The sequence below is a fragment of the Nitrospirota bacterium genome, from assembly GCA_016214845.1.
GTDB lineage: Bacteria > Nitrospirota > Thermodesulfovibrionia > UBA6902 > UBA6902 > SURF-23.
In genome coordinates, this window is the sequence record JACRMS010000016.1 from 68,901 (window position 1) to 82,793 (window position 13,893).

Consider the following 13,893-nt stretch of genomic DNA (forward strand, 5'->3'; position numbering starts at 1 on the left):
TCGTTTTTAAAATGTCCCTGAAAACAGTTAAAAGCTACCTCGACCTCTGCAGGGTCAGCAATCTTCCGACTGTCTGGACCAATGTGCTGGCAGGCGTTGTCCTGTCAGGCATACCTTTTTCACTTCATCACTTTATCACTCTGTCACTTTCTCTTTCTTTCTTTTATTCAGGCGGCATGTGCCTGAATGATATCTTCGATGCGAAAACGGACACGGGCAAAAAACCTTTCCGTCCCATTCCCTCTCAAAGAATATCAATAAATAGCGCTGTCCTGTTTACCATTGCACTTTTTACTATCGCAATATTGCTTCTCGTTTTTGTTCCTCACCGGGAGGCAATCTATGCGGGCTTGCTGCTCCTCATATTAATTCTCATCTACGATAAATTTCATAAAGGCCATCCATTAAGTGTCATCCTCATGGCAGCGTGCAGAGCAATGGTCTTCGTAGTTTCTTCAATTGCAGTTGCAGGGACGGTCGGGAAGTTTGTTGCGATCGCGGGGGCGCTCCAGTTTATTTATGTTCTTGTGATCAGCATCGTCGCCCGATATGAAAATAAAGGAGGGATGAGAGGATATTCTTTTCCTGTTGTCCCGGTTATGCTTGCCTGTATTTCATTGCTGGACGGGATTGTGATGGCTGTCCTTATTTCACCTGTATGGCTGACAGCGGGAATTACCGGGACAACCCTAACCCTATTGGGACAAAGATACGTGAGAGGCGATTAATTAGAGTCTGTCCATAAACTCAAACATTGGATCGTCATTCCCGCAGTCTGTTGAGCGGGAATCCAGCTTTTAAATAAGTTCTGGATGCCCGATTAAAGACCCCCGATTACGAAATTCGAGGGCAGGCTTCGGGCATGACAAAAATATAAAACAGCAATTTATGGACAGACTCTAATTCCTCTGGAGCCATAGAGCAAAAGAAAGAACCTTTGCACTCTGGCACTTTTGAACTTTTGCTCTTTCCCGAAATTGATTTTATAAAGTTATAACGTTTATACTTTTATATCGCATGATTTCAATCGTGGTCCCCACATACAATGCCGCACGGTTTATGCCTGACCTCCTTGGTTCTATTTTCAGAAACAAAGTCGACGATATGGAAGTGATCATCGTCGATGACTGCTCAAAGGACGATACTGTAAAGATCGCGAAGAACTATCCCTTGAAGGTTATCGAACTGGGAAAGAACGGAGGGCCTGCGAAGGCGAGAAATATCGGGGTGGCGGAAGCCAAAGGCGATATAATATTCTTTCTTGATTCAGACGTGATCGTGCTGGACGGGGCCATTAAGGAAGTCAAGGATTATTTCGATAAGAACCCCACTGAGAAATGCATTATAGGCGTATGCGCCACCGAGCCTCTGAACAAGGGGTTTGTCCCCAGATACATGGCGATGTTTGAATATATTCATCTTATCGGGACCCCCGGAAACAGGGTGAGCGTATTCGCACCGAGATGCGGCGCGATCAGGAAAGATTTTTTCCAGGAGATCGGCGGATACAATGAATCCTACAAGGGAGCTGATGTGGAAGACTTTGAGCTGGCAAGAAGGATAAACAGGACAGACCCCATTATCTTAAACAGGAACGTCATGGTGAAGCACCAGTTTGCCGGCTTCAGGCAGGCAGTGAGGAATTATTTCAAGCGCGCGGTGATGTGGATGCACCTGTTCTTCAGGGAAAAGAAGCTTGATAACGCGGGGCCGACAGCGCCCGGAAACGGGATAGCGGCGATGTGCGCTTTTTTCAGTTTTATCACTTTGTTCTTCATGCCGTTTATTGACGAAGCAAAGTATGTCGTCCTTGCGCTCTTTCATGTCTTCGTTATCGCAAACTTTAAGTGGTGGAATTTCATGCGCAAAGAGGCGGGATTTCCATTTGCGGTGAAGGCGCTCTTCTTAAATTATTTTCTGGGGATTGATATCATGATAGCAGCGATGTACGCCGTAATAAGTTATCCATTATCTAAAAAGGAGATACTGCCGAGTTGAACCACAGAGACACGGAGGCACAGAGTCAAGGAGTCAAGAATATATATTTTTTGCTTTTTTAGCTTACATTTTTTCTCTGTGTCTCAGTGCCTCAGTGGTTAAAAAAAATTATGAATAAAAATTTAGTCGTCTTGGCTTACGCAAATGCAAGTCCGTTCCCCTATCACGCGTGGACGCCTCTTGCGATCCTTTCCCTCGGTGCTTACCTTGAAAAGCAAGGTATAGAAGTTGAATACTTTGACGAAAGGATCCACAAAATAGAAAGGTTTAAAGAACTCGTTGCAAGAAAACCCCTCCTGCTCGGGCTTTCCACCATGACCTGTTTTCAGATCAAGAATACCCTGCGGCTTTCAAAGCTCGCGCGAAAGATCGCCCCTGAGGTCCCCCTTGTCTGGGGAGGGACGCATCCCTCCATGATGGCGGAGCAGACACTTGAATCCGAACTTGTAGATTTTGTTGTAAAGGGAGAAGGCGAGCAGACCCTGCTTGAATTAGTGCGCGCATTGCAGGGAGGGAATAAGGATTTCAGCGGCATTGACGGCCTCGGCTGGAAGGGCAACGGGAAGAACACTTTGAACAATGACAGAGAGTTTCTCGATATAGAAACCTTACCGTTTCCCTATGACGGCAAAGGCAAGGACATACTGCTGGAATACCTCAGAAGGTCTTCCGATACACTGGAGAATATCGGCTATGAATCGTCAAGGGGATGCCCGCATAAATGCGGGTTCTGCTATAACGTTTATTTTCATAAAAACGTTTGCCGTGTAAAAAGCGTTGATAAGGTCAGGAACGAACTCCTGAAACTGAAGGCCCTCGGCGTCAACAAATTAACTTTCTATGACGATACATTTCTTGCAGGCAAAAAGGACATGATGCTGAACATCCTCGACTTGCTGAGAGAAAACAATTTTAAATGGATAGCCAATGTAAGGATAAATACTTTCAGCCCTGAGCTGTTGAAAAAGTTTGAAGACAGCGGGTGCGTTTATCTGTTCTTTGGAGTTGAGTCTCCGGATGACGACGTTCTGAAATACATCAGAAAAGGGCAGAACAGGAGAATGATCGACGAGGGGATTGCCACAGTGTCAAAGGGAAATATCAAGACCCTCTACTCTCTGATAATCGGTCTTCCCAACCAGACGGATGAGATGCTTAAAAGGACGCTTGATTTTGCGGATGAGATACGCAGGCTGCATCCCGGCGCGGAGGTGCCCATACAGCCGTATGTCCCGCTTCCCGGTACGGCATTATATGAGGAGGCATTGAAGGCGGGTTTCAAACCGCCGACGCACCTTGAGGGATGGAAGAACTTCACCAATGATGAGGTACGGAATCCCTGGATAAAAGATCCGGCGCTTCTGCACGCGATCTACATCAATACTTTTCTCGCGTTCCGTTATGACAGGTTCCTCAGAAACTTCTGGAGCCGTCTGGTGTTCGGACCGTTGCATTCATTGTCCCTCTGGAGATGGAAGAACAGGAACTACAAGTTTTTCTTTGAACTCTATCTCTACCTCACATACAAACGCCTCGGTAGGTTCTTTATCTTTATTGAGAAGATGATAAAGTAGGTAAATCCGCAGATGTCACAGATTACACAGATTTAATTCAAGAATCCTCATTCTTATAATCAGGATCCTAAAACATACAGTCACAATTTCCAAAAGAATCTATTTGCAATTTATATGCTTATTATTGTAATTTTCATTATCTGCGAAATCTGTGGATAAAATTACTTAACTTATGCCCAAAATTGCTGTTCTCCCAGAGATATTAATCAACAAGATCGCCGCTGGCGAAGTAATTGAACGGCCCGCATCGGTTGTCAGGGAATTGATTGATAATTCCATTGACGCCGGCGCGACACAGATAAATATTGAGGTCCTTCACGGAGGGAAAAAACTCATCAAGGTTTCAGACAACGGTTCCGGCATGGAAAAGGATGACGCCTTGCTTTGTTTTGAGAGACACGCGACAAGCAAGATCAAATCGGAGGACGACCTTTTCGATATATCCACTCTTGGTTTCAGGGGCGAGGCATTGCCAGCCATAGCTTCAGTCTCGAAAATAACGCTTCTGACAGCCACTGCAAATTCTGGGTCGGGTTTAAAAATAGAGATCGGCGCCGGCCAGAAAAAAGAAATAACAGACGCGCCTCCTTCGCGGGGCACGACAATCGAGATAAGGGACATTTTCTACAACACCCCGGCGCGGAGGAAATTCCTGAAAAGCACGACCACCGAACTCTCCCATATCATCGAGATAGTCACACAGAAGGCGTTCGCGTATCCTGAGACAGCTTTTTCTCTCACGCATAACAACAGTGAAATTCTGAATGTCCCTGCGGCTGCAAATCTCAGGGAAAGGTTCATTCAACTCTACAATGATGAATTGGCCAATGAATTCCTTGAGACGGGAAAGGACGAAAGAGGGACAAAGGTTTACGGGTTTGTGTCCGCGCCTGATTTCGCGAGGGCCAGGAGAAGCCATCAGTACATATTCGTAAACAAACGCCCGGTGAAAAACCCGACCATCAGCCATGCGGTTTATAATGCCTACACCAACCTGATCGCAAAGGACAGGCATCCCGCGTATTTTCTTTTTCTTGATATTGATCCAAAGAGGGTGGATGTTAACGTGCATCCGGCAAAGCGCGAGGTGAGATTTGAAAGCCCGGATGAGGTCCACAGGATAGTGGGGTCTGCAATTCAGGAGGCCATGAATCCTCATCACGACAAAGAGACGGGCCAGGTCCCTGCTTCTGACACTGCTTTTGAAACCCGGCAGTATACGGGACATCAATTACATGATAATCCCTTTGTCCGTGAATCTGCATTGGGGATGTTCAACTTATCGCAGACGGATTTTTTTACCTCAGGCGTCACACAGGACATCAGGAAGTTCTTTTATCTTGGAGAATGTTTTTTTGCGACTGCTACCAATGACGGGCTGCTGATCATTGATCAACATGCCGCGCATGAAAGGATACTGTTTGAAAAGTTCCTGAAGAAAACATCCGTTGAAACAGAAGCCCTCTTCCTCCCCATGCGGCTGGAGCTGCCCCTCAAAGAGTATCACCTTATTATCAAGCATAAAGATTTCCTCCGGGAACTTGGAATTGACATGGATGATTTTGGAGGGAGCAATGTAATTGTAAGGTCATTGCCGAAGGAGTTGAACAAGGCAGATATGAAGGGGCTTCTCATAGATATAGCTGCCGGCATTATCGAGGAAGAAACAAGCGGGATAAAGAGTGACGTGACGGGACAGAGTCTTTTAAGAAATATAGCGGCCCGGCTTGCGTGCCATAAATCGGTGAGGGGAAGCGAGCCGCTTAACAACGAGGAATTGACAAGGCTGATGTCCGACCTTGATAAGGCAGATGACCCTGACAGATGCCCGCACGGCAGGCCGACAAGAATTCACCTTTCTCTTGATGATCTGAAGAAAATGTTCAAAAGAAAATAAAACAATTAGTCCCTCTGAAAGCAATCAGGGAATGCTGCCTCAGAATTTCTATACGACACCTTTAAGAAGAGCCAAGGGCATGGCGCAGCGTAGGGTTTAAAAATGACAGAAATTGCACTTAAACAAAATTTAAATATTCTGTCGATTATAGAAATTCTGAGGCAGTGTTCCCTGTTTGCGCTAACCGTTTGAATGGAATCTCTTCAACACCAGCACTGCATTCACCCCCCCAAAGCCGAAGGAGTTTGTGACAGCGACGTTTATCTCTTTCTCGATTGTTGATGTCACATGTTTTAGTTTGCAATCCGCGTCCGGCTCATCGAGATTGATTGTCGGTACGATGATCCCCCTGCTGATTGAGATCACCGTTATTGCCGCTTCCACTGCCCCGGCAGCGCCTAACATGTGCCCCAGCATGGATTTGCATGAGCTTACGTAAATATCACCCGTCAATTTGCCAAATACTTTTTTGATCGCCTCAGTCTCCGCCGCATCCCCAAGGGGAGTTGACGTAGCGTGTGCGTTTATATAATCAACTTCATTTGCTGAGACATTAGCGTCTTTCAATGCCCTGTTGATCGCGAGGGCTTCACCTTCACTGTCCGGCTGTGTCTGATGAAACGCATCTGAAGACATTCCATATCCTGACAGCTCCGCGTAGATCCTTGCCCCTCTTTTGCGAGCGCTGTCGAGTTCTTCAAGAACAACAACCCCGGCGCCTTCGGCAATAACAAATCCGTCCCTGTGTTTATCAAAAGGCCTGCTTGCCTTTTCAGGTTCATGGTCCATTCTTGAAAGCGCCCCTGATGCCGCGTATCCGCCAACCGCAAGTTTGCAAATAGGCGCATCCGAGCCTCCGGCAATGGCAATGGCAACCTCGCCCCGCTGGACCATCCGGAATGCCTCTCCGATCGCGTTCGTTCCCGATGCGCACGCAGTTGATATTCCCAGCGCAGCGCCTCTTATTCCCAGCTTCATGGAGATGTAAGACGGGGCCATGCTGATCGTTGTCGCAGGCATAAGATAAGGCGAAAAGCCTGACGCGTGATGCGTAATGCGTGATGAGACAGTCTGTCTTCTGTCCTCTGTTTTCTGACTTCTGACAAATGCCTTTTCCAAAGTCGATATCCCGCCCCTGCTTGAGCCGATGACGATTCCTGCGAAATCGAGTGACGGGTGACGGGTGATGGGTAACGAGATTAGTTCGGAGTCTTTTCTGACTTCTGACTTCTGACTTCTGACTTCTGCTTTCATCAGTCCCGCGTCTTCCGCTGCCATCATTGCCGCTGCTACTGCGTAATGGATAAAAGGATCAAGCCGCTGAATATCTTTTTTTGAGATATACTTTTCAGGAGAGAAGTCTTTTACTTCCCCGGCGATCCGGCCCGTCAGGTCAGAGGGGTCAAATTTAGTTATGGGTCCTATGCCGGACCTTTTTTTGGTTAAATTCTCCCATGTCGTCTCTATGTCATTGCCAAGCGGCGTCACCGCGCCGATACCAGTAATTACAACCCGTCTCATGATGGGATATAGTAACACATGCGGTTTGCGATTCGGCATTCGCAGCGGCGGTCCCCACGCCCTGTGTTATAGAAAATTTTCCCTCTAAGAGGGTATTATAAATCCATGAATCGGACCACCGACGCGGTATCTCTTTTCAATACAGGTTTCAACTGAGCGCAATCGATATTGGCGGCTTACGGGGTTAAGCTGGGGCTTGATCATGAAACAGCGCTGAGGCTTGGGAACTTTTTCGGGGGCGGCATAGGGAGGATGGGAGATACCTGCGGAGCGGTGACCGGGGCGTTGATGGTCATCGGCCTTAAATACGGCACAGCAGATACGGGAAATAAAGCGTCAAAGGTAAAGGGTTATGACCTTTCAAAGAAATTTGTCGATGAATTTAAGGCCAGAAACAGGTCCGTCATTTGCAGGGAGCTTATAGGTTTTGACATAGGTTTAAAAAAAGACCTGGACGCTGACGCATGGATGATCATCTCTGAACGGTGTCCGAAATTTGTTCAGGATGCCGCGGAAATATTGGAGGAGATATTATGAAGAAACTCACGCACATTGACAAAGAAGGCAAAGCCCGGATGGTTGATGTAGGCAATAAACCTGCGACTCAGAGAGAAGCTGTGGCAACAGGCGCTGTTTACATGGAAAAGGAAACCCTCCGCCTTATTGCAGATAATAAGATCGCAAAGGGAAACGTCTTTGAAACAGCAAGGCTTGCGGGCATTATGGCTGCAAAGAAGACGCATGAACTGATCCCGCTGTGTCATCCGTTAAACATCACTTCCATTTCCGTAGATTTTATGGCAGACAAGAAAAAGAACAAGGTTGACATCGAGGCAAAGGTAAAATGCACGGGGCAGACAGGCGTTGAGATGGAGGCGCTTACCGCTGTATCGGTTTCAGCCCTCACCATTTATGATATGTGCAAGGCGGTGGACAAGGCCATGGTCATCTCCGGCGTTATGCTTATTGAAAAGCGCGGCGGAAAAAGCGGCGAGTGGAAGCGAAAATAGTCTTTGACTAAAATTATTCTTTCAGATAATATAACCTCCTTTAAAAAATCTTGTTTGATAGGCTATACTATTTATCCACAACTTTTCCGAAAAGGGTGATTCGATGATCGAGAAGAAATGTGAACAGATTCTGGAAAAATATTACTCTCAGAAAGGCAGCGTAATATCCGTCCTTCAGGATGTGCAGGAGGCCTTCGGCTATATCCCCGAGGATGTGGTTTTCTGGTTTTCCGACAAGCTGAATATCCCCGCAAGCAATTTCTTCGGAGTGGCAACCTTCTACGCGCAGTTTTATCTGAAACCCCGCGGCAAAAACATTATAACGGCATGCTGCGGCACCGCGTGTCACGTCAGGGGCGCAAGCCCGATGATAAGCAGGATCAGGGCTGACCTGGCAATTGCCGAGGGAGAGAACACCACTGATGACGGGCAATTCACCTTTGAGAATGTAGCGTGTGTCGGCGCGTGCAGCATTGCGCCGGTGCTCATTATAAATAAAAAGATCTACGGCAACATGTCCCCGGACAAGGCTTCAAAGACGTTGAAGGAATTTGAAACGGGTGAAGGCGATTAAGATGGCTGAAAAGAAAAAAACTGAGACAAAAGCTAAACCGAAGGCCGGGAAACCGTCCGTTAAAGACCTGACCATCAGGGTCTGCGTAGGAACAGGCGGGCTTGCGGCAGGAAGCAGCGAGGTCATTGACCAATTTCATAAGGAACTCGAAGCTCATGGGCTTGCGGCGCACATCGAGAAAAAATGCGTGAACAAGACGGGCTGCCGCGGATTCTGTGCCAAAGACGTTTTGGTAGACGTGATCCTTAATGACAATTTATCAACCTATCAATTCATAAAACCGGAGATGGTAGGCCGCATCGTAGAGGACCATATTATAAGCGGCAACCCCGTTGAGGAATGGCTCGTGGGCCCGGAGTATCACACCTTTCATGATAAACAGACAAAGATACTCCTGAAACAGTGCGGGCAGATCGATCCTGAAGACATCGACGCGTACATCGGCATCGGCGGATATGAGGGGGCCAAAAAGGCGCTTTCGCTTACTTCGTTTGAAGTGACCGAAGAGGTGAAGTCATCAGGGCTTCGCGGAAGAGGCGGGGCCGGATTTCTTACAGGCCTCAAATGGGAGCTTTGCAGCATGTCCAAAGGCACGCCGAAGTATATCATCTGCAATGCGGATGAAGGCGACCCGGGCGCGTTCATGGACAGGTCTGTTATTGAAGGCAATCCTCACTCGGTTTTGGAAGGAATGATCATCGGCGGTTACGCCATCGGCGCAAACCACGGTTATGTCTATATCCGCGCTGAATATCCCCTTGCAATAGCGCGGCTTGAAACTGCAATTAAGCAGGCCACTGAAAGAGGCTTTATCGGGAAGAACATATTCGGCAGCGATTTTGATTTCGATATAAAAATAAAACAGGGCGCGGGCGCGTTTATCTGCGGTGAAGAGACAGCGCTCATAGCCTCAATTGAAGGCAAAAGAGGACTGCCGCGCTCAAAGCCGCCATTCCCCGTCAACAAGGGTTTATGGGGCAAGCCCACTGTCATTAACAACGTTGAGACGCTTGCGAACCTGCCGTCCATTATTACAAAAGGCGCTTCATGGTATGCAGCTATCGGAAGCGAGAAAAGCAAAGGCACAAAGGTCTTCGCCCTTACCGGCAAGATAAAAAATACGGGCCTTATTGAAGTGCCGATGGGCATGTCTCTGAAAGAGATCATCTATGACATCGGCGGCGGCCTGGAAAAGAACCGCAAGTTAAAGGCCGTCCAGACCGGCGGGCCGTCAGGAGGCTGCATCCCGGCTTCGCACATTGACATGCCGGTGGATTACGAATCTCTGATAAGCATCGGCTCAATGATGGGTTCCGGCGGAATGGTCGTCATGGACGACACCACCTGCATGGTGGACATGTCAAAGTTCTTCCTGTCTTTTACTCAGAGCGAGTCCTGCGGCAAATGCGTGCCGTGCAGGATAGGGACCAAAAGGATGCTCGAAATTCTGACAAGGATAACTGAGGGCAAGGGCAAAGAAGATGACATAGAGCTTCTGATAGAACTCGGCACGGACATAAAACTTTCATCGCTGTGCGGCCTTGGAATGTCAGCGCCCAATCCCGTGCTTTCAACTATTCACTTTTTCAGACATGAATACGAGTCTCACATAAAAGACGGCATCTGTCCTTCAAATGTGTGCAAGGCATTGCGCCAGTATATTGTAAATATTGATCTCTGCAAGATGTGCGGCAAATGCTTCAGGGTATGTCCGGCAGGCGCCATCACCTGGGAGGCCAAGAAAAAAGCCGCGATCGATAAATCAAAATGCATAAAGTGCGGAGCGTGTTTTGAGGCGTGTCCGTTTAACTCAATTAAGTAATTATAGACGGGGGATGCATGATAAGCACAAGACGGTTAAAGGAAGTAACATTATTTAAAGAATTCACACAGGAAGAGCTTGAGAAGATCTCAACCATGATGAAAGAGGCCTTTTACCCGAAAGGCACCGTAGTCTGGGAAGAGGACAGCCCTGAACAGGGACTGCAGATCATTGACTACGGAAGGGTCAGGGTCAGCAGGAGGACCAAAGAGGGCAACAGGCAGATACTTGCCGTGCTGAAAGTAAACAATTTCTACGGAGAGCTTTCAATACTGGACGGCCGCGCGCATTCAGCATCGGTAGAAGCGCTGGAAGATACAAAGGTGTTCATACTGGCGAAGGCCGACATGGACAGGCTCTTACAGGACAGCCCCCAGACAGCTTACAAGATCGTCCGCGAGATGACGATCACTATCGTTGAGATACTGCGCGATATGAACGACAAGTTCATGAAGCTGGTTGATTACGTCTGGGAGTAGAGGGTAAGTTGCTAAATACAGTGGCAAGTAAAGACGTATGAATTAGTCGTCATGCCCGAAGTCTTTAATCGGGCATCCAGTTTTACAACGCCTGGATTCCCGCTTACTAACTGCGGGAATGACAGCTTTTAAAAGACTCGGAGGTAGACTTTGGACAAACAGGTAAAAATAAAGATCAACGGCATAGAGGTTGTCTGCGAGAAGGAAGACACGATCCTTGAGGCGGCGAAAAAGGCCGGCGTCAGGATCCCCACCCTCTGCCACGATGAGCGCCTTGAACCTTACGGAGGATGCCGCCTGTGCATTGTTGAAGTCAAGGGCGTTAACAGGCCGCTGCCTTCATGCACCACTCCAGTGACAAACAACATGGACATCGTCACGGAAAGCAGCACGATAACAAGGATAAGAAAGAACCTTATTTCCCTGATCCTTTCAAACCACCCAAACGACTGCATGAGGTGCGAGCAGACAGGCGCCTGCGACCTCCAGGACCTTGCGTATGAATACGGAGTTGACGGCAAGCGTTTTGAAGGCGAGATGTGGAACCTGCCTATCAGGGAAGATAACCCTTTCATAACATATGAACCAAACAAGTGCATCCTGTGCGGACGCTGCACGAGGATATGCAATGAAGTTGTGATGGCTGGAACGATAGAGCTTGTCGGCAGAGGCTTTAACTCAATGCCCGACACAGCATTTAGAAAACCCCGCTCCCTTGAAAACTGCGAATTCTGCGGGCAATGCGTATCCACCTGCCCGACCGGCGCGCTTACAGACAGGAAGGGAAGGGGCAGGGGGCGCTCCTATGAAATGAAAAAGGTGAAGACCACCTGCTCCTACTGCGGGACAGGATGCAACTTCTTTTTAAACGTAAAGGACAACAAGGTCGTAAAAGTCACTTCTGATTATGACGCCCCTGTGAACAAAGGCAACCTCTGCATAAAGGGACGCTACGGTTATGACTTCATTCACAGCGCGGAGAGGATAAAGACGCCGCTTATTAAAAGAGGCGGCAGCTTTCACGAAGCCACCTGGGATGAGGCGCTTGAACTTATCGCAAATAAATTTAAAGAGCTGATCGACAGGCACGGCCCGGAAAAGGTCGGCGGCTTTTCATCGTCCCGCTGCACCAACGAAGAAAATTATCTCATGTCAAAATGGGTGAGATGCGCAATAGGGTCTAACAACGTAGACAATTGCGCGCGTGTCTGACACGCCCCCACTGTTGCCGGTCTGGCAACCAGCCTGGGAGCGGGAGCTGCCACAAATTCATTATCTCAGATGCCTGACATAGATACGCTCTTTTTGTTCGGATCGAATCCGACAGAGGCGCATCCGATAGTTTCGTTCTGGCTTAAAAAGGCTTTGCGCAGAGGCGCGAAGCTTATCGTGGGCGATCCGAGAAAAACCTGGATGGCAAGACGCGCTGACGTTTGGCTTAACCTGAAACCCGGCAGCAACATCGCAATGCTGAACGGTATTGTAAATGTGATTCTGCAAAACGGCTGGGAGAACAAAGAGTTCATCGCAAAAAGGACGGAGAGCTTTGAGGAATTGAAGGCGAAGGTCAGCGAATATGACCTTGACCGCGTTGAAAAACTTACGGGAGTTTCAAAAGATAACATCATTGAGGCGGCCCGTTTATATTCACACGCCGATAAGGCCATGATCGTTTACGGCCTTGGCGTTACCGAGCACCAGACCGGAACGGAAAACGCAATGGCAATTGCAAACCTCGCGCTTGTCTGCGGACAAATCGGCAGGCCTTCAACGGGCATCATGGCGCTTAGAGGACAGAACAATGTCCAGGGAGCTTCAGACCTCGGGCCGCTGCCTGCCACGCTTCCCGGTTATCAATCAGTTACAGATGCGAATGTACGCGCGAAATTTGAAAAGGCATGGGGCGTGAAAATAAGTCCCAAGCCCGGACTCAAATCAGTTGAGATGCTTGATGAATGCAAGAGGGGGAATTTCAAAGGGCTCTTCATCCTGGGAGAAGACCCCGCGCAGACAGACCCTGACCTTCATCATGTTTGGAGCGCGCTTGAGTCGGTTGAATTTCTTGTTGTGCAGGATATCTTTCATACAGAGACAACACGCTTTGCTCATGTGATACTCCCCGGCGCGAGCTTCGCTGAAAAGGACGGCACCTTCACAAACGGCGAGCGCAGGGTCCAGCGCGTGAGAAAGGCGATTGAGCCTCTCTCCGGAATGGCTGAGTGGCAGGTAATCAGCAAACTGTCAACCCTGATGGGTTACCCGATGAATTACAATCATCCTTCCGAGATCATGGATGAGATCGCAGGCCTCGTGTCAATCTACGGAGGCATCAGCTATGACCGTCTTGAGAACGGAGGGATTCAGTGGCCGTGTCCGACAAAGGACCATCCCGGCACAACGACTTTATACTCGGACCTGTTTTCAAGGCCCGGGGGATTGGCAAGATTCATGGCGCTTGACCACAAAGGCTCAGGAGAAGTTACGGACAAAAATTATCCTCTCGTCCTGATCACCGGAAGAATACGCGAGCACTACAACAACGGCTCCATGACAAAGAGGTCGCTTGGAATAAATGAGGTCGTCCCTGAAGAACTGCTTGAAATAAGCCGTGAAGACGCGCAGGAGCTGAAGATCAAAAGCGGCGATATGGTGAAGGTCTCATCCAAACGCGGCGAAATCAAAGTCCGCGTCAAGGTCACAGACCGTTCACAACCGGGGAATGTGTTCCTCACATTCCATCACAGAAACGCGCTTTCAAACATCCTGACCTCGGAACACAGAGACCCGATCACAGGCACCCCTGAATATAAATCATGCGCGGTGAGAGTGGAGAAGTAGTTCCCTTTCTGTGTCTTTTATATCTGATGTTACCCCGTTAGAAGTATAACGGGGTACTTGCTTTTCAATTTCTTTCCTTCTTTACCCATGCAAAAATCATTTGTAAGCTTCAGGAAAAAATGCTAACATTTGCTGTATTCAGCAGCATGAAGCGTGATAACTTTATATTTTAATAAAAGA

Annotated in this window: 11 protein-coding genes; 10 read left to right on the forward strand and 1 reads right to left on the reverse strand. The window is 48.2% G+C overall.

Annotated elements, in window-relative coordinates:
• Positions 1–11 precede the first annotated feature (11 nt).
• The 4 genes from HZB61_03995 (at position 12) to mutL (ending at position 5,469) form a co-directional block, all read left to right on the forward strand.
• Entirely contained in the window at positions 12–728 is a 717-nt protein-coding gene (locus HZB61_03995; protein ID MBI5055759.1) for a UbiA family prenyltransferase, read from the forward strand.
• Between the two features lie 289 nt (positions 729–1,017).
• Positions 1,018–1,998 carry a glycosyltransferase family 2 protein gene (locus HZB61_04000; GenBank protein ID MBI5055760.1) on the forward strand — a complete coding sequence of 327 codons (981 nt, stop codon included), beginning with the start codon at positions 1,018–1,020 and terminating at the stop codon, positions 1,996–1,998.
• A 110-nt stretch (positions 1,999–2,108) separates the two neighbouring features.
• Complete coding sequence (locus HZB61_04005) at positions 2,109–3,572, forward strand: B12-binding domain-containing radical SAM protein (protein ID MBI5055761.1); 1,464 nt, start codon at positions 2,109–2,111, stop codon at positions 3,570–3,572.
• A 172-nt stretch (positions 3,573–3,744) separates the two neighbouring features.
• Complete coding sequence (mutL, locus tag HZB61_04010) at positions 3,745–5,469, forward strand: DNA mismatch repair endonuclease MutL (protein ID MBI5055762.1); 1,725 nt, start codon at positions 3,745–3,747, stop codon at positions 5,467–5,469.
• 180 nt (positions 5,470–5,649) lie between these two features.
• Here mutL and fabF read toward each other — a convergent pair whose 3' ends face one another.
• Positions 5,650–7,029: a beta-ketoacyl-ACP synthase II gene (gene fabF, locus HZB61_04015; GenBank protein MBI5055763.1), complete on the reverse strand. Its 1,380-nt coding sequence runs from the start codon at positions 7,027–7,029 to the stop codon at positions 5,650–5,652.
• A gap of 129 nt (positions 7,030–7,158) precedes the next feature.
• On the opposite strand from fabF, the gene HZB61_04020 reads away from it, so the two are divergent.
• The 6 genes from HZB61_04020 to fdhF all read left to right on the forward strand — a co-directional run bounded on the left by HZB61_04020 (position 7,159) and on the right by fdhF (position 13,713).
• Positions 7,159–7,527: a C_GCAxxG_C_C family protein gene (locus HZB61_04020; protein MBI5055764.1), complete on the forward strand. Its 369-nt coding sequence runs from the start codon at positions 7,159–7,161 to the stop codon at positions 7,525–7,527.
• On the forward strand, positions 7,524–8,000 hold the full coding sequence (gene moaC / locus HZB61_04025) for a cyclic pyranopterin monophosphate synthase MoaC (protein ID MBI5055765.1): 477 nt from the start codon (positions 7,524–7,526) through the stop codon (positions 7,998–8,000). Before HZB61_04020 ends, moaC begins: the two co-directional genes overlap by 4 nt.
• A 103-nt stretch (positions 8,001–8,103) precedes the next feature.
• Positions 8,104–8,574, forward strand: a complete 471-nt coding sequence (locus tag HZB61_04030; GenBank protein ID MBI5055766.1) for an NAD(P)H-dependent oxidoreductase subunit E — start codon at positions 8,104–8,106, stop codon at positions 8,572–8,574.
• Entirely contained in the window at positions 8,570–10,396 is a 1,827-nt protein-coding gene (gene nuoF / locus HZB61_04035) for an NADH-quinone oxidoreductase subunit NuoF (protein MBI5055767.1), read from the forward strand. Before HZB61_04030 ends, nuoF begins: the two co-directional genes overlap by 5 nt.
• A 17-nt stretch (positions 10,397–10,413) precedes the next feature.
• A complete protein-coding gene (locus tag HZB61_04040) occupies positions 10,414–10,875 on the forward strand; it encodes a cyclic nucleotide-binding domain-containing protein (protein MBI5055768.1) in 462 nt (153 codons plus the stop codon).
• A gap of 150 nt (positions 10,876–11,025) precedes the next feature.
• Positions 11,026–13,713, forward strand: coding sequence for a formate dehydrogenase subunit alpha (gene fdhF / locus HZB61_04045; protein MBI5055769.1), 2,688 nt, complete (start codon positions 11,026–11,028; stop codon positions 13,711–13,713).
• Positions 13,714–13,893: the final 180 nt, after the last annotated feature.